The sequence below is a fragment of the Mesorhizobium sp. M1B.F.Ca.ET.045.04.1.1 genome (genome assembly GCF_003952465.1).
GTDB classification, from domain to species: domain Bacteria; phylum Pseudomonadota; class Alphaproteobacteria; order Rhizobiales; family Rhizobiaceae; genus Mesorhizobium; species Mesorhizobium shonense.
Window position 1 is genome coordinate 449,486 of the sequence record NZ_CP034448.1, and the last position, 20,829, is coordinate 470,314.

The 20,829-nt window shown below is 64.0% G+C and carries 17 protein-coding genes; 6 read left to right on the forward strand and 11 right to left on the reverse strand.

The genetic code is table 11. From position 1 onward, the window contains the following. Positions 1-18: 18 nt before the first annotated feature. The 5 genes from EJ071_RS02110 to EJ071_RS02130 form a co-directional block, all read right to left on the reverse strand. Positions 19-780: an acyl-homoserine-lactone synthase gene (locus tag EJ071_RS02110; RefSeq protein ID WP_126096598.1), complete on the reverse strand. Its 762-nt coding sequence runs from the start codon at positions 778-780 to the stop codon at positions 19-21. Between the two features lie 422 nt (positions 781-1,202). Next, a complete protein-coding gene (locus tag EJ071_RS02115; RefSeq protein WP_126096599.1) occupies positions 1,203-3,518 on the reverse strand; it encodes an EAL domain-containing protein in 2,316 nt (771 codons plus the stop codon). A 149-nt stretch (positions 3,519-3,667) separates the two neighbouring features. Further along, positions 3,668-7,141 carry an indolepyruvate ferredoxin oxidoreductase family protein gene (locus tag EJ071_RS02120; protein ID WP_126096600.1) on the reverse strand — a complete coding sequence of 1,158 codons (3,474 nt, stop codon included), beginning with the start codon at positions 7,139-7,141 and terminating at the stop codon, positions 3,668-3,670. A 207-nt stretch (positions 7,142-7,348) separates the two neighbouring features. Continuing rightward, positions 7,349-7,876, reverse strand: coding sequence for a hypothetical protein (locus tag EJ071_RS02125; RefSeq protein WP_126096601.1), 528 nt, complete (start codon positions 7,874-7,876; stop codon positions 7,349-7,351). After that, a complete protein-coding gene (locus EJ071_RS02130; protein ID WP_126096602.1) occupies positions 7,869-8,477 on the reverse strand; it encodes a CGNR zinc finger domain-containing protein in 609 nt (202 codons plus the stop codon). Before EJ071_RS02130 ends, EJ071_RS02125 begins: the two co-directional genes overlap by 8 nt. A 199-nt stretch (positions 8,478-8,676) precedes the next feature. Between EJ071_RS02130 and EJ071_RS02135 the strand changes: the two genes are divergently transcribed. The 4 genes from EJ071_RS02135 to EJ071_RS02150 all read left to right on the forward strand — a co-directional run bounded on the left by EJ071_RS02135 (position 8,677) and on the right by EJ071_RS02150 (position 13,254). After that, a complete protein-coding gene (locus tag EJ071_RS02135) occupies positions 8,677-9,582 on the forward strand; it encodes a branched-chain amino acid ABC transporter permease (protein ID WP_126096603.1) in 906 nt (301 codons plus the stop codon). A gap of 232 nt (positions 9,583-9,814) precedes the next feature. Beyond that, positions 9,815-10,420 (forward strand): TRAP transporter small permease subunit, encoded by a 606-nt coding sequence (locus tag EJ071_RS02140; RefSeq protein WP_126096604.1) that lies wholly within the window; start codon positions 9,815-9,817, stop codon positions 10,418-10,420. Next, the gene (locus EJ071_RS02145) at positions 10,417-12,213 is read left to right on the forward strand and encodes a TRAP transporter large permease subunit (RefSeq protein ID WP_189521400.1); all 1,797 of its coding nucleotides are present in this window, start codon (positions 10,417-10,419) and stop codon (positions 12,211-12,213) included. The genes EJ071_RS02140 and EJ071_RS02145 overlap by 4 nt, the downstream gene beginning before the upstream one ends. Before the next feature lie 12 nt (positions 12,214-12,225). Then, complete coding sequence (locus EJ071_RS02150; protein WP_126096605.1) at positions 12,226-13,254, forward strand: zinc-dependent alcohol dehydrogenase family protein; 1,029 nt, start codon at positions 12,226-12,228, stop codon at positions 13,252-13,254. A gap of 180 nt (positions 13,255-13,434) precedes the next feature. Here the strand turns inward: EJ071_RS02150 and EJ071_RS02155 are convergent, their stop codons facing one another. After that, entirely contained in the window at positions 13,435-14,544 is a 1,110-nt protein-coding gene (locus EJ071_RS02155; RefSeq protein ID WP_126096606.1) for a TRAP transporter substrate-binding protein, read from the reverse strand. A gap of 245 nt (positions 14,545-14,789) precedes the next feature. Here EJ071_RS02155 and EJ071_RS02160 point away from each other — a divergent pair, with 245 nt between their 5' ends. Further along, a complete protein-coding gene (locus tag EJ071_RS02160) occupies positions 14,790-15,563 on the forward strand; it encodes a gamma-glutamyl-gamma-aminobutyrate hydrolase family protein (RefSeq protein ID WP_126096607.1) in 774 nt (257 codons plus the stop codon). A gap of 26 nt (positions 15,564-15,589) precedes the next feature. Here EJ071_RS02160 and EJ071_RS02165 read toward each other — a convergent pair whose 3' ends face one another. The 5 genes from EJ071_RS02165 to EJ071_RS02185 form a co-directional block, all read right to left on the reverse strand. Beyond that, complete coding sequence (locus EJ071_RS02165; RefSeq protein WP_126096608.1) at positions 15,590-15,976, reverse strand: hypothetical protein; 387 nt, start codon at positions 15,974-15,976, stop codon at positions 15,590-15,592. A 137-nt stretch (positions 15,977-16,113) separates the two neighbouring features. Beyond that, positions 16,114-17,097 (reverse strand): 2-hydroxyacid dehydrogenase, encoded by a 984-nt coding sequence (locus EJ071_RS02170; RefSeq protein ID WP_126096609.1) that lies wholly within the window; start codon positions 17,095-17,097, stop codon positions 16,114-16,116. After that, positions 17,094-18,116: a LacI family DNA-binding transcriptional regulator gene (locus EJ071_RS02175; RefSeq protein ID WP_126096610.1), complete on the reverse strand. Its 1,023-nt coding sequence runs from the start codon at positions 18,114-18,116 to the stop codon at positions 17,094-17,096. The genes EJ071_RS02170 and EJ071_RS02175 overlap by 4 nt, the downstream gene beginning before the upstream one ends. Positions 18,117-18,178: 62 nt before the next feature. Beyond that, positions 18,179-19,063, reverse strand: coding sequence for a DMT family transporter (locus EJ071_RS02180; protein WP_189521520.1), 885 nt, complete (start codon positions 19,061-19,063; stop codon positions 18,179-18,181). A gap of 251 nt (positions 19,064-19,314) precedes the next feature. Further along, entirely contained in the window at positions 19,315-19,722 is a 408-nt protein-coding gene (locus EJ071_RS02185; RefSeq protein ID WP_126096612.1) for a DUF2000 family protein, read from the reverse strand. A 38-nt stretch (positions 19,723-19,760) separates the two neighbouring features. Between EJ071_RS02185 and EJ071_RS02190 the strand changes: the two genes are divergently transcribed. After that, positions 19,761-20,645 (forward strand): AraC family transcriptional regulator, encoded by an 885-nt coding sequence (locus tag EJ071_RS02190; RefSeq protein WP_126096613.1) that lies wholly within the window; start codon positions 19,761-19,763, stop codon positions 20,643-20,645. Positions 20,646-20,829 lie beyond the last annotated feature (184 nt).

Sequence of the window (20,829 nt, forward strand, 5' to 3'; positions counted from 1 at the left end):
GCCCGCAAGAACGCCCGTTCAGGCAGCGTCGCGTAGGTATTTCGCCGTCGGCACGATGGAGAGCGGCGTCAGTCGGTTGATGGCCGGATTGGCGAACATCATGCGCTGTTCCACCGGCGTCGACTTGAAGAACGGGAACCGTTCGAGCGTCTGGCGCAAGTTTTCGCCACAGGGGATTTCGAATAAGGCGATTGGAGCAAGGACACCCGGAAACACCTTGCCCTCGGTCCGCTGGATGGCATGGAAGATGCGGGCGTAGTAAGCGGAATGCTCGACCTTGACCGGCGTGAGCACCGCGGTCTGGCCAAAATAGCTGGAAGCCACCATGCCTAGCCTGAGCGTCAGGAAAGGCAGCACTCCTGGCGCGGGCGCGCTGTCTGCGTCGGTTGCAAACCGGGTTCCGTCTATGAAGGTTTCTCCGCGGGCAAGCCGCTCGGCCAATATTTCCGGATAGGCATCGACGGAGGGCGAATAGGGATGCTCGCGGGAAATGTAGTGGAGCCGCAGCGTGCTGACCAAGTGGCCGTCAAAATAGACACCGAAGCGATAGGAATTCGGCAGATTGTCCCAGCGATCTTCGAACATCCCGCTGGCGATCGGGCCGCACATGCCGGACCGCAGGTAGGATTGATAGCGCAGGCGGTAGATCGCCTCCAGATCCTCGCCCCCTGTGATGAGACGATAGTCGACATGCTCCAGCAATTGCATGATCGAGCGATTCAGCGCCGACCCAGCATTTGCGCCGGCGCCAGCCTGCGCATCGTTTCCCGCAGCATCCATTCTCAAGTCCTCGTATCCGCCTGAAAATAGGCTATTCGAGTTGAAATGAGACACAAGCCGAAAATTCGATCCGGCTGATTTACCGTTCGTTAACCTTAATAGTCAGGCGAAATCCCCGTCGGTGTAGTTGAGCCGAAAAGCAAGTTGAGCGCCCATAACTAAGTTAGGATTCAATATGACGTGCACAGAAAATTGGAAATATGTAAGCACTTTGACGGTTCATCCACCGTCAAAATCATACATATATATCTGATAATATTTTTTATAAGGCAATTCTTATGGAAAACTTCTGCAAAATTTTCCTGAAATTACTAAAAAAGAGCGTCGCCAGCAGATGTCAAATATTTCCGCTTTTGCGCAAACTGCTGCATTGCCCAAGCAATGCGCAAATCAATCTCGATCGGCGAAATTTGCGGTTGCAGCTATCTGGCTGTCCGCTTGGCGGCGAGACGCAAATCCGCGGCGAATGGCCAGGTGACGTTCGACATCGTCTCGATGCCGGACGCGCTGAGCGCGGCGCCGAAGAGGAAACCTTGCACGAGATCCGGTTTGACCGAACGCACCAATATCTTCAGCTGCTCGAAGGTCTCGACCCCTTCGATGGTGACGACCAAGCCCAACGTTCGCGTCAAGCCGACAATACCCTTCAAAAGGTCGAGCGACTGGGGACTCTGGGTTACGTCGATCAGGAAGGAGCGGTCGATCTTGATCTTGTCGAGCGGCAGCTTGTGCAGGTAGCTGAGGCTGGAATAGCCGGTGCCGAAGTCGTCGAGCGCGATGCGGACGCCCAGGGTCTTCAGCTCTTCGATCAATTCGCGCGTCAGCGACTTGTCGTCGAGCAAGGCAGTCTCCGTGACCTCGATTTCAAGCCGGTGCGGCGCAAGGCCCGAGGCCGCCAGGGCATCGCGCACCTTCTGCACGACGTCGCGGTTGCGGAAATCCTTGGCCGAGAGATTGATCGAAACGCTGGTCTGCGCCGGCCATTTGGCGCATTCGGCGCAGGCCGCCTGCAGCACGAAAGTGCTGATCTCGGAGATGATGCCCATCTCCTCGGCCAGCGGAATGAAGACGCCCGGCGAAATCGGGCCGAGATCGGGATGGTCCCAGCGGCAGAGCGCCTCGCAGCTGGCGATGCGCATGGTGCTCATGGACACGATCGGCTGGTAGACGACACGCAACTCCTTGGCTTGCACGGCGCTGCGCAGATCGGCCTTCATCAGCTGACGATTGCGGAAGGCGGCATCCATCGACGCCTCGAACAGCCGCCAGGTGTTCTTGCCGAGCTCCTTGGCCTTGTAGAGGGCGAGATCCGCCTTGACGATCATGGCGTCGACGTCGGTGTCCTTGACCATGGACAGCACCGCGCCGCCGCTGGCCTGGATGCGCAGGCCGTGCCCGGCAACGTCGACCTCGCCCTGCAGGTCGGCGAAGATCTCGTCGAGCAGGCTCGCGAGATGGCTCTCATCCTCGATGCGGTCGAAATAGATCATGAATTCGTCGCCGCCGAAGCGGCTGACATTGATGCCGGGCCCGGCAACCGCCGCCAGCCGCTCGGCCACGGCATAGATCAACCCGTCGCCGACCGGATGGCCGAGCGTGTCGTTGACGCTCTTGAAATCATCGAGGTCGAGCACCGCCAGGCCACAGAGCCGGTCGCGGTCGCCGGACGCCATGGCCTCGCCGGCCAGCTCGTGGAAGTAGGCTCGATTCGGCAAGCCGGTGAGGTTGTCGTAGCGCGCCATGAAACGGATCTTTTCCTCCGCCTCGACGCGGGCCGTCACGTCCTCGAAGGTGACGACTCCGAGTTCCTGGCTGCCTTCGCGCGCGGAGAACTCGTAGTGCTGGCCGTTGGCGAGCGAGACCAGCACCTTGCGGTCCCGGCCCTCGCGCAGGGCGCGCGTCAATTGCGCCTCGATGTAGCGGCAGTCCTTCGGCGCCAGCATGCCGCCGGCGACGCCGCGCATCAGAAGGCCGTGGATCGAGCGCCCGAGTAGCGCGTCGGCCGATTTCAGCGACATCAGATGGGCGGCCTCGGCATTGGCGACCGCGACGCGTCCGTCCGGGCCGAGCATGACCAGGCCGTGCGACATCGTGTTGAGCGCACGGTCGAACCTGCGCGTCAGATTCCTCGCCTGCTTGTGCCCGATGACCGCCGAGAAGAGCACGTTGCGGACATGGTCGGCGCCGGTGATGGTGATGAACGTCATCGGGATGATCATCAGGCCGAGGACGACGGAAGGCGCGTCCATGCGCAGCAGAAGCGCCAGCGCCGCCGGACCGATGAAGGTCACGGAAAAAATCCGCACCATGCGCGGAGAGCCGTAGTTGCGGGCGACAACCGTGACCAGGGTCGCCAAGGTCAGCGACATCGCCGCCAGCTCGGCAAAGGGATCGGGATAGACATAGATCGACACGAAACACAGCGCGCCCAATCCGAGACCTTGGAGGCAGCCCTTGAGGATGTAGCTGCGCTCCAACCGCTGTGCGTGTTCGACATCGGCGATTACGCCGCCTGTTTTCAGGAAGCTGCGAATGCCGAAGTAACGGATAAGGCTGACGGAAAGCAGAGCAAAAGAAAACGCCAGGAACAAGGGATTGTGCGTGCGCAAATAGATCATGAATCCGAGGATCCAGTAGCACGCACCACCGATCAACAACATGTGCGCGTTGTCGAACAACGACCGCACAAATTGGATATAAACATCCGCCGGGATGCTTTCGGTCTTTGTTTTGCCCATGTGGTCGGCCCAACGCTAAGCCTTGTCATGCCACAACCGCCTTAAGAAAGGCTTAGAACAGGGACCGCTTAAGCAAGGGCTTCGGCCCGCCAGTCAAGGACGGGAGAGGCCCAGGCAGACCGGAAAAGCCTTCGGGCCAGCGCTGGCGATCACTCGGCGGCGCTGAGAACCGGTACCGGCACGGTTTGGGTCAGCCGCTGGAGCAGCCTGGAACGCTCCTCCGCCGCCTTTGCGGCGCTGGCCTGCCGGACATGCCCATAGCCGCGGATGAGCGCCGGCACGGAGGCGAGAGCGGCGGCGGCATCGATCCTGCCCGGCGCAAGTGCCGTGGCGATCAGGTCGAGATCCGCCTCGTATTGCGCAAGCATCCGCCGCTCGGCGCGCCGTTCGGCGGTATGGCCGAACGGGTCGAATGCCGTACCGCGCAGGCCTTTCATGGCCGACAGCAGGCGAAAGGCTTTCATCATCCAGGGGCCGAAGCTCGATTTCCTCGGCTTGCCGTCGTTGCCGTGCCGCCCGAGGATCGGTGGCGCGAGGTGGAATTCCAGCTTCTCGTAGCTTTGGAACTGCCTTGCGAGATCGGCCGCGAAGCTGCCGTCGGTATAGAGCCGCGCCACCTCATACTCGTCCTTGATCGCCATCAGCTTGAAGAGATTCCTGGCGGCGGCCTCTGTGACTGCGCTCGAACCGGGAACTGCACGCGCTTCGGCGGCGCGCAGGGCGGCGACCCTGTCGGCATAGCGCCGGCCATAGGCGGCGTTCTGGTACCCGGCGAGGAAAGCAACGCGCCTGGCGATGATGTCGTCGAGCGTTTCGGCGGGCGCGGACGCCGGCTTGCCGGTCTTGCTGACCAAGTTGCGCACGAAATCCGGCTGGTGCGCGGCGCGACGGCCCCAGCGGAAGGCGGCGATGTTCATCGCCACTGCTTCACCGTTCAATTCGATAGCCTTTTCAACTGCTTCGGCCGACAGCGGCAGCCCGCCATGCTGGAAGGCGAAGCCGAGCATGAACATGTTGGCACCGAGCGAATTGCCGAACAGCGCGGTCGCCGTTCGGGTGGCGTCGAAGAAGTGGGCCTTGTCGTCGCCGGCGGCGGCACGGATCGCCTTCTTCAGCCGCTCGACCGGCAGCGAAAAATCGGCCGAACGGGTGAATTCGCCGGGCATGATTTCGGCGGTGTTGGCGAGAAACATAGTGTGGCCCTCGCGGACCGCTGCGAGCACTTTCTTGGCGCCGGAGACGACGAGGTCGCAGCCAAGCACGAGATCGGCCTTGCCGGCCGAAACACGGATGGCGTGGATATCCTCGGGCGTCGAGGCAATGCGGACATGGGTGAAGACCGAGCCGCCCTTTTGGGCAAGACCCGCCATGTCGATCATGCCACAGCCCTTGCCTTCAATGTGGGCGGCCATGCCGAGCATCGCGCCGATGGTGACGACGCCGGTGCCGCCGACGCCGTCGATGATCGCCGCCCAGCCCTCTGCGCCGAGCGGGAATTCGACGGGCGACGGCACGCCGTCCAGCGGATCGCTCTTGCCGGCAATGCCTTCGGCCTTCCTGATCTTGCCGCCGTGCACCGTCACGAAAGAGGGGCAGAAGCCGCTAAGGCAGGAAAAGTCCTTGTTGCAGCTGGACTGGTCGATCCGGCGCTTGCGGCCGAATTCGGTTTCGACCGGCTGGATCGAGACGCAGTTCGACTGCACGCCGCAATCGCCGCAACCTTCGCAGACCAGCTCGTTGATGAAGACGCGCCTGTCGGGGTCGGGGAAGGTGCCGCGCTTGCGGCGGCGGCGTTTTTCCGCGGCGCAGGTCTGGTCATAAAGAAGCACCGAGACGCCTTTCACCTCACGCAATTCGCGCTGCACGAGGTCGAGGTCATCGCGGTGATGGATGGTGGCGCCGGCCGGGAAATCGGCCTTGCCGGCATATTTGTCCGGCTCGTCGGTGACGATTGCGATGCGGTCGACGCCCTCGGCGCGCACCTGCCTGGCGATCATGTCCACCGTCAGGCCGCCTTCATGCGGCTGGCCGCCGGTCATGGCGACCGCGTCGTTGTAGAGGATCTTGTAGGTGATGTTGGCACGGCTCGACAGCGCGAAGCGGATCGCCAGCGCGCCGGAATGGTTGTAGGTGCCGTCGCCGAGATTCTGGAAGATATGGTCGCGCTTCGAGAACGGCGCCTGACCGACCCATTGCGCGCCCTCGCCGCCCATCGCCGTGAACCCGACTGTGTTCCTATCCATCCACAGCGCCATGAAATGGCAGCCGATGCCGGCGGCGGCGAGCGAGCCCTCCGGCACCTTGGTCGAGGAATTGTGCGGGCAGCCCGAGCAGAAGAAGGGGGTGCGCGAGCCGATGTCGACGGTGTCGGCGAGCATCGCCTGGAACTGGCGCAGCTTCGCCACGCGCGCGGCGATCTCCTCCGACGGGCCGATGGTGCGCAGGATCCGTTCGCCGAGCGCGATGGCGATGTCGTTCGGGTCGAGCGCGCCCTTGGCCGGAAACAGCCAGTCGCCGCGTTCGTCCTTCTTGCCGACGATGGCCGGCTGGATGGCCGAGCCGTAGAGGTTCTCGCGCAACTGCACCTCGATCAGCGACCGCTTCTCCTCGACGACGACGATGGTGTCGAGGCCGCGGGCGAAGTCGGCGATATGCTGATAGTCGAGCGGCCAGGGGCAGCCGACCTTGAATAGGCGGATGCCGATGCGGTTGGCCGCCCTCTCGTCGATGCCGATATCCTCGAGCGCCTGGCGCACGTCGAGATAGCTCTTGCCGATGGTGATGACGCCCAGCTTCGGCTTGCGGCCGCCGGAATAGACGATCCGGTTCAGCCCATTGGCCTGGATGAAGGCCGAAGCCGCGGCGCGCTTATGCTCATGCAGCCGCTCCTCCTGCCCGAGCATATCGATCTCGTGGCGGATGTTGAGGCCGCCGGGCGGCATGTCGAAGTCCGGAATGACGATGTTCAGCCTCTCGATCGAGGCGTCGACCGAGGCGGTCGACTCGATGTTGTCCTTGACGCATTTGATCGCCGCCCAGGTGCCGGCGAAGCGCGACATGGCAAAGCCGTAGAGGCCATAGTCGATGATCTCCTGGACGCCGGCCGGATTGAGGATCGGCACCATGGTGTCGACGAACAGGAATTCGGTGGCATGAGCATTGGTCGAGGACTCGGCCATGTGATCGTCGCCCATCAGGGCGAGAACGCCGCCATTTCTCGACGAGCCGGCAAGGTTGGCGTGACGGAACACGTCGCCCGAGCGGTCGACGCCCGGTCCCTTGCCGTACCAGACCGCAAAGACGCCGTCATGCGTGCCTTCGCCGAGCAGTTCGGTCTGCTGCGACCCCCAGCAGGCTGTGGCGGCGAGTTCCTCGTTGAGGCCAGGCTGGAAGACGATGTCGGCCTGGGCAAGCTGCCTCTTCGCCCGCCAGAGCTGCATGTCGAGGCCGCCGAGCGGCGAGCCGCGATAGCCCGAGACGAAGCCCGCGGTCTTGAGGCCGGCGCGACGGTCGCGCTCGCGCTGCATCAAAAGCATGCGTACGACGGCCTGCGCCCCGGACAGGAAAACGCGCTCCTTGCCAAGGTCGAACTTGTCGTCGAGCGCGACGTCATGCAGCGTCATCAGGCATTTCCTCTGCGGAGGCGCGCCTCAATCGGGCGGCCAACGTCGGAGTGGGACGCCGCAGTCTTTCTTCCCTAGCGGGAGAGGTCAAACGAAAAAGCAGGGGCCAGAGCGGACGCAACAAATGGTCCGGGTGAAGTCGCCCAGCGCATTTAAGATGACGCTAAACGCTTCATGAAGCACGAAAATTTCAGTGGCCAGCGCCTGTCAGGCAGCCTTCGAGCAATCCGGCTTCGGCTGATCGGGCAGCTTGCCGTCGGGATGACCGGCAAGGTCCGGGTTGAGCTCGTATTTCGGCCCGATCACCAGCGGCCGGTCCGGCAGCATGGTCTGATCCTCCGACGAGGTCATCGTCGTGTCGAGGCTCTGGAGCAACGTGCCGCTCGAATCCTCGATGCGGATCGTAACGGAATAGGGCTTGTCCTTGACCACGCAGCTGAGCGGCGGGCTGGTGAGCGTGATGTGGGGAAGCTTCGGCCAGATCTTCTGGTTGACGATGATCGGGTCGCCGCCGGCCGGATTCTGGAAATTCACCACGGCGACCTGCCCCTCGGCCATGGGCCGCAGCGGCCTCAGCGTGATGACGTAAGTGGCGATGCCGAGCCGGTAGTTGAATTCGAACAGCTTGCCGGAAATGGCGAAGAGCTGCTCCTTGCCGGTGTCGCGGCAGGCGCCGAGCGTGGTCGCGGCAATCAAGGCCGCGCCGAGAGCGATCGAACGGAACTTGCTAGTCATTGGCAGCCTCCCTGACCGCCGTTCGGCGGCGATAATAACGGTTCGCTTTCTGGCGGTTGCCGCAGACGGCCATGTCGCACCAGAGGCGACTCGAGTTGCGGCTGCGGTCAACGAACAGCCAGCTGCAGTTCGGGCAGATCCTGAGCCTGGCAACTGTTTCGTCCCGCAGCAGCGAAAGCGCCGAGACGGCCAAGGCCGCCTCGAAGGCGATCGGCGTCGCCGGATCGCCGAAAGGCCGGCCCGGCGCGCCGATCTCGGTCGTGCTGTCGGAGAGCCCTTCGGCGCAGGCCGTCAGAAAATCCGGCAGATGGCGGGTGGCGATCATGCCTTCCGCCACGGCATGCCGGAACAGGCGGTCGGTCGCCTCACGGATCGACAGCACAACCGGGGCGATGCCGTCCGGTTCCGGCGCCTCCAGCCGCCGGCCGCCGAGCTCGGCGGCGCGAAAGCCGCTTGCCGCCTCGGCGAAACGGGCGATTTCGGCCGGATCGTCGAAACGGTCGAAGGTCCTTTCCGGATCGTTGCGCAGCACGACGGTGTTCGCCGTGTCGAGCGCGAGAATACCGCCGGTGAAGCGGTGCGGGGTCCAGGATACCGTCATAACGAAAATCTAACCGATAAAACGTATTTGACAAGTTAGATTCCTGATGCAAGGCTCGCCATAGGGTCCGTCGCTCGGGCCAGCACATGATCCCTTCCGCAAATCGGAACCGATTTTCGGAAGGGATCATGTGCTAAATCAAAGCGCTACAGCGTCCTTTGCGCGTCCCAAAGGACGCGCGGCGCTGTAGGGATTCTCCATGCTCTATTTCTACCAGCAGGTGCTGAACGGGCTGCATTCGGGCGCGCTCTATGCGCTGCTCGCCTTCGGCTATGTGCTGACCAACGGCATCCTGCACCGCACCAACCTGGCCTACGGGGCGCTGTTTGCCTTTTGCGGCCACACCATGATCCTGACCGCGGCCTTCGGCTACCAGGCGCTGTGGCTGACGCTGTTCGCCTCGGTCGCGCTCGGCGTCGTCGCCGCCCTGGTTTATGCGGTGCTGATCAGCCAGGTGCTGTCGCGCAGCGTGTTCGAAAGGCTGGCGGACCGGTCGCCCAACGCCATCGTGGTGACGACGCTCGGCATATTGCTGTTCCTGTCGGAAGCGAGCCGCATCGCCGCCGACACCCATGATCTCTGGCTGCCGCCGATGCTCGCCCAGCCCGTCATCTTCGCCCAGGATACCGGTTTCAAGGTCACGCTCACCGTCATCCAGCTGCTCGACTGCGCGGCGGTGATCGCGGTGGTGGCGCTGGCCGCCTGGCTGTTTTCGCATTCTCGCTTCGGCCGCGCCTGGCGGGCCGTCTCCGACGACCCGAAGGCGGCCGCGATGTGCGGCATCGACGTGCGCGCCGTGTTTCGCCGCGCGGTGCTCTACGGCGGCTTCTGCGCGGCTTTTGCCGGTGTGCTCGCCGGCCTCTATTACGGCAATATCAGCTTCGGCACCGGCCTCGTCTACGGCCTCAAGATCCTGTTCGTGACGGCGGTCGGCGGCTATCTGTCGCCGCTCAAGGCGGCGCTCGGAGCGGCGGCCTTCGGCATGGCCGAATCGCTGTGGGCCGGCTATTTCCCGATCGAATGGCGCGATGCCTGGATCTATCTCTTCCTCGTCGCCATGCTGGTTCTGATCGGCGCCAGCCGCGACCAGGCCAAGGTCGCCTGAACCCATCAGACTTTGGTTGCATGACGTTCGGTGAACCGGCGGGTTTCCACCGGCGCCATCGTTTGTCGCGCCTTGTCGTGTTGACCTGCCAGACCACGCACTGCATACCGTTGGGCCAAGCGGCGCGACCCCGGAGGGGGAATCGGGCGCGCAGCAGCACTTTTGTGTCTACGCATCGTGCTTTCCGAAAATCGAACTCGATTTTCGGGCCGATACGCCAGGGAGGAAATGCATGGCAGGGCTGCTCGCTCTATCCAGGACGATCGATCGCATCAACGAGTTCATCGGCCGCTGGGTGTCATGGCTGATCCTGCTTGCGATCCTGGTGAGCGCCGTCAATGCCGTCATCCGAAAGGTGTTCGACATCTCGTCCAACGCCTGGCTGGAACTGCAGTGGTACCTTTTCGGTGCCGCCTTCATGCTGGCGGCCGCCTACACCCTGAAGCAGAACGACCATATCCGCATCGACATCGTCTACGGCATGTTTCCCCGCCGCTTGCAGCACTTGATCGACCTCCTCGGCCACCTCCTCTTCCTGATGCCGTTCGTGGTGCTGATGGTGATCTACTTCGTGCCTTACGTGTCACTGTCTTTCCACAGCGGCGAGATGTCGACCAACGCCGGCGGCCTGATCGTCTGGCCGGCAAAGGCCATCCTGCTCGTGGGCTTCTTCCTGCTGGCGCTGCAGGGCGTTTCCGAGATCATCAAGAAGATCGCCATCATGCGCGGCGACATGGAGGATCCCAATCCCTTCGTCTCGGCGCATGAGCAGGCCGAACTCGAGGCCAAGGCACTTGCCGAGGAAGCCAAGGCGCTGGCCGGCGAGGTGCGCTCATGATCGAGTTCATCGCGCAGAACATGGCGCCGATCATGTTCGCCTCGCTGATCATCTTCCTTTTGATCGGCTACCCCGTCGCCTTCTCGCTCGCCGCGAACGGCCTGTTGTTCTTCTTCATCGGCGTGCTGCTCTCGCCCTATTCCGGCGGATCGATCAATCTCGCCTGGCCGCTGCTGCATGCGCTGCCCGACAATTTCTACGGCACCAGGGTGATGTCCAACGACACGCTGCTGGCCATTCCGTTCTTCACCTTCATGGGGATCGTGCTCGAGCGATCCGGCATGGCCGAGGATCTGCTCGACACGGTCGGCCAGCTGTTCGGCCCGATCCGCGGCGGGCTTGCCTATGCGGTGATCTTCGTCGGCGCGCTGCTTGCCGCGACGACCGGCGTGGTTGCGGCCTCGGTGATCGCCATGGGACTGATCTCGCTGCCGATCATGCTGCGCTACGGCTATGACCGTCGGCTCGCCTCAGGCGTGATCGCGGCGTCCGGCACGCTTGCCCAGATCATCCCGCCCTCGCTGGTGCTGATCGTGCTTGCCGACCAGCTCGGACGCTCGGTCGGCGACATGTATGCGGGCGCCCTGATCCCCGGCCTCGTGCTGACGGGTATCTACATGGCCTACGTCCTGATCATGTCGATCATCCGGCCGAACTCGATGCCGGCGCTGCCCATCGAGGCGCGCACGCTCGGCCGCGGCGTGATCTCGCTGATCGTGGCCCTGCTGATCGCGGTCGCGGTCTCCTATGCGGCCTATCGCTACCTCGTGCCCGCCCATGGCGACAATGCCGACATACTGGGCGCCACCGTCGGCGTCATCGTGACCTACATCGTGGCGGTTGCCGACCAGCGGCTCGGGATCAACACGATGTCCAAGCTGGCGCAACAGGTGGTGATCGTGCTGATCCCACCGCTAGCGCTGATCTTCCTGGTGCTCGGCACCATTTTCCTCGGCATCGCCACGCCGACCGAAGGCGGCGCCATGGGATCCGTCGGCGCGCTCATCATGGCGTCGATGAAAGGGCGGCTTTCGCTCGACGTCATAAAGCAGGCGTTGGCCTCGACGACGCGGCTCTCCTCCTTCGTGCTGTTCATCCTGATCGGCGCGCGCGTCTTCTCGCTCACTTTCTACGGCGTCAACGGCCATATCTGGGTCGAGCATCTGCTGACCTCGCTGCCGGGCGGCGAGACCGGCTTCCTGATCGGCGTCAACCTTTTGGTTTTCGTGCTTGCCTTCTTCCTCGACTTCTTCGAGCTCGCCTTCATCATCGTGCCGCTGCTCGCGCCGGCCGCAGACAAGCTCGGCATCGACCTGATCTGGTTCGGCGTGCTGCTCGGCGTCAACATGCAGACCAGCTTCATGCATCCGCCCTTCGGCTTCGCGCTGTTCTACCTGCGCTCGGTCGCCGCGCGCGTGCCTTATCTCGACCGCCTCACCGGCAAGCAGATCGCGCCGGTCACCACCGGCCAGATCTACTGGGGCGCGGTGCCTTTCGTCTGCATCCAGGTGATCATGATCGGGCTCACCATCGCCTTCCCGCAAATGGTGATGCGCTATAAGGGCGCCACGGTCGAACCGAGCACGATCGACCTGAAACTGCCGGAGATGCCGGGACTGGCGCCGCTCGGCACGCCGCCGGCCGACAATGGCGCGGCACCCGCCAATGGCGGCGCGGCGCCCGCCGCGCCCGGCACGCCCGATCTGTCACAGCCGCCGAATTTCGGCGACACCGCCCCGGCCAAGCCGGCCGCACCCGCGCCCGACCTTTCGAAGCCGCCGAGTTTCAATTGAGGTGAGCAAGCCATGAGAGCCGTAAGGCTGGAAGCAATCGGCAGCATCGCGCTTCGCGAGGTCGAGAAACCTTCGCCGGGGCCGCAGGACGTTCTGGTGCGGATCGAGGCCTGCGGCGTCTGCGGCACCGACAGGCACCTGTTCCAAGGCGAGTTTCCGTCAAAGCCGCCGGTGACGCTCGGCCACGAATTCTGCGGCATCGTCGAGGCCGTAGGAGCGGCCGTCGCCGATATTGCCGTTGGCGACCGAGTCACCGGCGATCCCAACATTTCCTGCGGGCGCTGCAGCCACTGCCGTGCCGGCCGCGTCAATCTGTGCAGCAATCTGAGAGCCATCGGCATCCACCGCGACGGCGGCTTCGCCGACTATGTCGTGATGCCGCAAAACCAGGCTTTCCTCCTGCCCGCCGGTCTCAAGCCGACGCATGGCGCCTTCTGCGAGCCGCTGGCATGCTGCCTGCATGGCGTCGATCTCGCCGCCATCAAGCCCGGCGCCTCGGTGGTCGTTCTCGGCGGCGGCGTCATAGGGCTGCTCACGGTGCAATTGGCGAAGCTGGCGGGTGCGGCGACCATCATCCTGTCGACCAGGCAAGCCTCGCGCCGCGCGCTGGCCGAGGAGCTTGGCGCAACGGCGACGGTCGACCCCAGCGCCGCCGATCCCATCGAGGCCATCGCCGGAAAAGCCGGCATTGTACCTGGCGGCGTCGACGTGGTGCTCGAATGCGCGGGCGTCCCGGACACCGTCCAGCAATCGATGCGGCTGGCCAAGTCCGGCGGCACGGTGGTGATCGTCGGCGTGATGCCGCAAGGACAGAAGGTGGCCTTCGAGCCCTTCGACATCCTGTTCCGCGAGTTGAAGGTGCTCGGTTCCTTCCTCAATCCCTTCACCCACCGGCGCGCCGCGGACCTTGTCGCGTCGGGCGCAATCGAGATCGACAAGCTGATCTCAAGGCAAGTGTCCCTCGAGGAGGCGCCGCAGGTGATCTCGAATCCCGCGGCCCCGGGGGAGGTCAAGGTGCTGGTCGTGCCGGGCAAGGGCTGAGGCGCCGGCTTTGCGCTCAGTTCTTCCCTTCTCCCCTTGTGGGAGAAGGTGTCGCCGAAGGCGACGGATGAGGGGTGCTCCAGCTTGGCGCACCGACGGCACTCCGGCCAACACCCCTCATCCGTCTCGGCGCTGCGCGCCGATCCACCTTCTCCCACAAGGGGAGAAGGAGGGCCTCGCCTACAGCTTGCCGTTGCGCTGCTGCACCATCATGAAGGTATCGTAATTGTATTCGGCGACCTGGGCCCAGAGATAGTGCTCCTTGCGGAAGCCCTTGATCGAGTCCCAGATCTTCTTGAACGGCGCGTTGTTGGCTTCCATTTCGGCATAGACCTCGTTGGCCTTCTCGAAGCAAGCCGCCATGATTTCCTGGCTGAACGGCGCCAGCTTGGCGCCGCCAGCCACCAGCCGCTTCACCGCCGCCGGGTTGAGATAGTCGTATTTCTGCAGCATGTTGGCATCGGCGGCCTGCGCCGCCGTATGCACGAGCGACTTGTAGGCCGGCGACAATTCCTCGTACTTGGCCTTGTTGAACATCAGGTGCACGGTCGGGCCGCCTTCCCACCAGCCGGGATAGTAGTAATAAGGCGCGACCTTGTAGAAGCCGAGCTTCTCGTCGTCATAGGGGCCGACCCATTCGGCGGCGTCGATCGTGCCCTTTTCGAGCGCCGGATAGATGTCGCCGCCGGCGATCTGCTGCGGCACGACGCCGAGTTTCTGCACCACCTTGCCGGCGAAACCGCCGATGCGCATCTTGAGGCCGGAAAGGTCGGCGACCGTGTTGATCTGCTTGCGGAACCAGCCGCCCATCTGCACGCCGGTGTTGCCGCCCGGCAGCCCGAACAACCCTTGCGTGGCCAGGAACTCGTTGAACAGGTCGATGCCGCCGCCGTGATAGTGCCAGGCATTCATGCCGCGCGCGTTGAGCGAGAACGGCACCGCGGCGCCCAGCGCCCAGGTCGGGTCCTTGCCCCAATAGTAATATGCCACCGTGTGGCAGGCCTCGACCGTGCCGGCGGCGGTGGCGTCCGCCGCCTGCAGGCCGGGGACCAGCTCGCCCGAGGCGAATACCTGGACCTGGAAATTGCCGTCGGTCGCTTCCGACAGCATTTTCGAGAAGACTTCCGCGCCGCCATAGATCGTGTCGAGCGATTTCGGGAAGGACGATGCCAGCCGCCAGGTCACTTTCGGATTGGATTGAGCTATCGCCGGCGTGGCAAGCGCAGCGGCCGCCGCCGCGACGCCGACACCGGACGCACCGGCCTTGCGGATGAATGAACGACGATCCATGCAGTTTCCTCCCATTTTGGATCAACAGACCGACTTACAGGCATCCTCGCTGCCCTGGCCGGCTGCGCGAAACAATACACGGGCAAGGTGTCGAGTCCAGCATCGCGGGCAACGTGCAACTATAGTCTAACGCCAACCGCCGTGGCCCAGCCGGAACGGCGAAACTTGCCATGGCAAAGCGCCTTGGGATCGCCTATTTTGTAGGCAGAATAATTCGTTAGCTCTCGATGGAAACCGTATCCAAAATGCAGCAGCCGCTCGTTGCCGTCTCGACCGATGTCCGCCAGTTCGACAACTACACCTGGCATGCCGCGCCGCAGCAATACATCGAAGCGGCGATCGCCGGCGCCGGCGTGTTCCCGCTGCTGGTGCCCTCCTTCGGCGACCGGCTCGACTTCGACGAGCTGCTGTCTTCGGTCGACGGGGTCATGGTCACGGGTTCGAAGTCCAACGTGCATCCCTCGCTATATGGCGGCGACGCAACCGAGGCCAACGGCCCCTACGATCCCGCGCGCGATTCGACCACGCTGCCGCTGATCCGCAAGGCGATTGAGCGCGGCGTGCCGCTGCTCGCCATCTGCCGCGGCATCCAGGAGCTGAACGTGGCGCTGGGCGGCACGCTCGGCACCGAGATCCAGGAGCGCGAGGGCTCGCTCGATCACCGCGCGCCGGTGAGCGACAATCAGGACGAGCGCTTCGGCATCCACCAGACGATTTCGATCAAGCCCGGAAGCTGCCTCGCAGGCGTGTTCGGCGCCGGTGAAATGAAGGTCAACTCGCTGCATCGCCAGGCGATCGACCGGCTCGGCTCCAAGCTGCAGGTCGAGGCTTTAGCCACCGACGGCACGATCGAGGCGGTCTCGGTCAAGGATGCCCGCGCCTTCGCCGTCGGCGTGCAGTGGCACCCGGAATATTGGGTGAAGTCGGACAGCAACTCGGCCAAGATCTTTCGCGCCTTCGGCGATGCCGTGCGGCTCCACGCAGCGGCGAAAGCCGGGACACGCGCGGCGGCGGAATAGACCCGCCGGCCAAGCAGTTCCGTGGTTTACTCGCCGTTGTTCAGCGAAAGCAGCGGCGTGGCCGGCGCGTATGATTCGTAGCCGTCGCCATCGGCGACGCTGAAGGTGACGATCGGATCAGTGCCGTTCTCGCTGAAGGCGACCGAGCCATCGGCCTGCTCGCGCCAGAATTTCACGCGTTCGATGCCGGGCATCAGCTTGTGGCAGTTCGGTGCGACGCGGAGCAGCGACAAGCCGTCCGATAGCTCGGCGCCGCGCTGGACGGCGCAGGCCGCTTCGTCACCATTGGCCGTCAACCGATAGGTGCCGGATGGGGCAGCTTCTTCGGCCGCGCTCCGGCCATCGCCGCCATGCAGGAACTGCGCGCCCCCGAACAACGCAACCGACGCAACCAACCCGGCCAACAGCTTCACCCTGCCTCTCCGTACCAAAGCGCGTCGCGCGGCTCTTCTGGTCCATGCATGTCGCCGTCCGCGAACTTAGGCGACATGCATAACGAAGTATGCACAATGATTCCGAATGGTTAACCAGGCGCTAACAATGCGGCTTGTCAGGCGCGCGGCTTGACGCTGATCGTCTCCGGCACCGGGGTCAGCGGCCGGCGCTGGCCGAACCAGGAGATCAGATTGTCGACGCACAGATCGGCCATGGCCCGGCGTGTATGGTCCGACGCCGAGCCGACATGCGGCAGGAGCGAGGTGTTGGGCGCGTCGAGCAAGGCCTGAGGCACGTTCGGTTCGTCGGCAAACACATCGAGCCCGGCGGCGGCGATTGCGCCCTTCTCGAGGGCGGCGGCGAGGGCCGCCTCGTCCACCGTGCTGCCGCGGCCGATATTGACGAAGACGCCGTTCGGACCCAGCGCCGACAGGATCTCGGCATTGATGGCCTTCTCCGTCGATGCACCGCCCGGGGCGATGCAAATCAGCGTATCGACCGCTTCGGCCAAGCCCTTCAGCGTCGCATGGTATTCGTAAGGCAGGCCCTCGACCTTGCGGCGATTGTGGTAGGCGATCGGCAGGCCAAAGGCCTCGATACGGTGCGCGACGGCAAGGCCGATGCGGCCCATGCCGAAGATGCCAATGGTCCGGCCGCGCAAGGTGAGCCGGCTCAGGCGATAATTGCCCTTCTTCACCCAGTCGCCGTCGCGCAGCCATTTCTCGGCGGCATACATTTCGCGTACCGTGTTGATCAACAGCCCGATCGTGGTGTCGGCGACCTCTTCGGTCAGCACGTCCGGCGTGTTGGTGACCATCACGCCGCGCTTCGCCGCGTGACCGGCGTCGACCGAATCATAGCCGACGCCGAAATTGGCGATGATTTCGAGATTGGGCAGCGCGTCGATCACGGCCGCGTTGATGCCGCCGAAGCAGGCGATGCCGCGCACCGCTTCACGCATCTCGCCGGTGACCAGCGACGGGTCGGCGCGCTCGATCCGCACACGCTGGAACGCCTTGTCGATCCGGCCGATCGCATGGTCGTTGAAATGACCCGGCACCAGGATGGCGACCGGGAGCTTCGCTTCAGCTTTTGTCATTGACGCTCCACCGGCTTGCCGGTGGACTGGCGCACGTGCAGCTCCGGCTTGATCAGTTCCTGCGAGGGGCGCACAGCCTGCCCGTTCAGCTTGTCGAGCAGCGCGCTGGCGGCGCGGCGGCCGACCTCGCGCTGGCCATTCCAGACCGTTGTCAATGCCGGAGTTGCGATTGCGGCCTCCTCGAGATCGTCATAGCCGGTGACCGAGATGTCGACGCCCGGCACGAGACCAGCCCGCGCAATGCCGTTCATCAGTCCGATGGCGACGAGATCATTCCAGCAGCAGGCGGCGGTCGGCTTGTCTTTCAGCGCCAAAAACTGTCCTGCGGCCTCGAAACCGGCCTGCTTGGTGCGCGGGCCGGCAATGCGCCAGGTCGGTTTCACCTCCAGCCCGGCCGCCTCCATGGCGTGGACATAGCCCTGGTAGCGGTCGCGGCCGGTCGAGGTCTGGTCGGTGCCGCCGATCATGGCGATGCGTTTGTGGCCGAGCGAGATCAGGTGATTGGTGGCAAGGCCGGTGCCATAGGCGTCATCGCCGCGAAACACCGGAACGCCGGCGCCCTCGACCGTGCGCGCGATCAGCACCGCCGGCAGGCCGTTCTCCTCGGCCATGATGATGTCCTCGGCCGGCGTGCCGATGGCCGGCGACATGATGACGCCGTCGGCGCCGAGCTGCAGCAGCGTGTCGATGAATGTGCGCTGCTTTTCGAGCTGATCGTAATGATTGGAGAGGATGAACGTCTGGCGGCTGCGGTCGAGCTCGCTTTCGATCGAGCGCAGGATCTCGGCGAAGAACGGGTTCATGATGTCGTGCACGACGACGCCGACAATGCCGGAGCGCGAGGTGCGCAACGAGGCGGCGCGGCGGTTGTAAATATAGCCGATGGCGCGGGCATGCTCCTTGATGCGATCGCGCGTGGAGCCGGCGACCAGCGGGCTGTCGCGCAGCGCCAGCGATACCGTTGCCGTGGAGACGCCGAGCGCATCCGCGATCGTCGAAAGCTTGATCTTCTGTGCCAGCCCTTGGTCCCCCGGACTTTTAAACTGTTTAAATGGGGCTTATGCCATCGATCGGAGGCAAATCAAAGTTTTTTCGCCAGGGTCTCGGCCTCGGTGTCCAGCGAGGCGGAATTGCGCAGGCGCAGCCTGTGCTCGCGATGGATGATGTAGAGGCCACTGGCGACGATGATGGCCGCTCCGAGCAGCGTCCAGCGGTCGGGAAGCTGGTGGAAGATCAGCCAGCCGGAAATGATCATCCACACCATCTGCGAATAGGGGTAAGGCGCGAGAGCCGTCGTCGTCGCCAGGCGATAGGCCTGGACGAGCAGCCAATGACCGCCGGCGCCGAAGACGCCGAGCATCAGCAGGATCGCCCAGTGCCAGCCATCCTGAGGAAGAGACAATGAGAAGGGCAGCATCGGCAGGAGCAGCACCGCCGGCGCCAGCGCCGAGAACAGGATCAGGCTCTCCGATGTTTCGCTGGCCGACATGCGCCGGGTCATGATGACGTAAAAGGAGTTCGACAGCATCGAGCCGAGCGCGAAGAGATGGCCGATGCCGAAGACGCCGACGCCGGGCCGGGTGATGATCAAAACGCCGACGAAGCCGGTGAGAATCGCCAGCCAGCGCCGCCAGCCCGCCCATTCGCCGAGCAGCGGTCCGGCCAATGCGGTGATCACCATCGGGCCGAAGAAATAGATCGAGGTGGTTTCGGCGAGCTGCAGGGTCCTGAGCGCCAGGATGTTGAACATGGTCGAGCCGAACAGGAGGCATCCGCGCAAAATGTGCGCCGGCAGGTTGTTGGCGCGGAAGCGCGACGGTTCGCGCCAGCCGCGCAGGAAGACGCCGACAAGCAGGACATGGATGGCGAAGCGGGTCCAGGCGACGATCAGCGCCGAGACGCCGGCCAGCACCAGATATTTGCTCGAGGTGTCGAGAAAGGTGAAGCAGACATAGACGCAAAGCATCAAAAGCATCGCCGCGGGCGGCGTTGCGCTGTCGTCGTGGATTTTGGGAGTGTTCAAGTTCAGGCCGGAGGAAAGGTAGACCCCACCCTTTTGCGGCAATCGCCACCGGCCAGCAAGCCAAAAGCGACTGGCCCAACAAGCGCACCGAACAGGCTTAGAGCGCACTGCTGTTGGCGATTGGCAGGAACGTTCCTCGCAGTCGCCAATCCTGAAGGCGGAGCAAGGATCAAAGCCATCCCTACTCCCCTGAATCACGCATGCATGCGGGCGCCCTTGGTGATCTTGTCGACGAGCTTCTTTTCGGCGCGCAGCGCGATGCCGACCACCTTGGCGTCGTCAGGCGCGAATTCGGCGAAGACGGCGCGGTTGGCCACGTCATGGCCGGTCGAGAACATCTCCTCGACATAGGCGGATGTCGTCACGCCGCGCTCGAGGGCCCTGCGGTGGATGATGCTGAGCGTCGGCCCATCCGCCGACAGCACGATGACGGGCTGGATCGATAGCGGATTGAAGAGATTGCCGGCGCTATCGCGATAGGGTTCGCCGATGATCTCAGGGAACTGCGCGACGATGCCGCTGGTCAGGAAGGCGGTGACGTTGAGCTTCTGCCAGACGGCGAGGTCTTCCCTCAGAACGATTGCAAATTTCGTGTCGAACACCAAAATTGAGACTCCGGATGGTCCAAGAAGGGCATGTGATGGCGCACGGTCTAGGCGATGAGGCGCTGGAAGGTCTTGAACGTTCGTGCGCTGAGGACGACCGGATCGTTTCGGCGCCGGGCGCCACCGGCCTCGAGCGCATCGAGGCGCGCTTCCACGGCAATGCCTTCGACCTGCACCGCCACGACACCTATGCCATCGGCGTGACGCTCGATGGCGTGCAGCGCTTCCACTATCGGGGCGCCGTGCGGCACAGCCTGCCCGGCCAGGTGATCGTGCTGCATCCCGACGAATTGCACGACGGCGGCGCCGGCACGGAGGACGGCCTGCGCTACAGGATCCTCTATCTGGAACCGTCGCTGCTCTCCGACTGCCTTGGTGGCGCGCCGCTGCCTTTCGTGCCCGATGCCGTGGTGAGCGATCCGGCCTTGCGCGACACGCTGCTGTCGGCGCTAACGCCGCTCGACGAGGAGCTCGACGATTTGTTCGTCGCCGATTTCATTGCGCAGCTGGCGCGACAATTGAAGCGCCATGCCGGACAGCCGGCAAAACCGATGGGCAGGACGGCCTGGCGGGCGGCGGCACTTGCCCGCGACTATCTGGAAGAAAATGCCGAACGGCCGGTGCGCTCCGACGAGCTGGAAGCCGTCACCGGCCTCGACCGCTATGCGCTGTCACGCCATTTCCGCGCGACCTATTCGACCAGCCCGCATCGCTTCCTGTTGATGCGCCGGCTGCAGCGGGCGCGGCGCATGATCGAGACGGGGGAGCCGCTTGCCGAAACAGCTGTTGCGGCCGGCTTCAGCGATCAGAGCCATTTCAACCGGCATTTCAAGAAGGCGTTCGGGCTGACGCCGGGACGCTGGGCGGCGCTGGTAAGCGCGACGCGCAGCGTCGTCGCTCAATCGCGAGACGTCCGGTGATGTCGCTGAGGCGCGACGCGCAGCGTCGTCGCCCTTTCCGCTGAGCCGCCGATGCTTGGGTGGCGCGTGAAGCGGCTAAGCGGCGATGCTGCGCATCGCGCTTGCGTCGCTCGAGACGACGCTTACGCGTCGCTCGTGGGTCACCAACGTCTCGCGGTTAAGCGACGATGCTGCGCATCGCGCT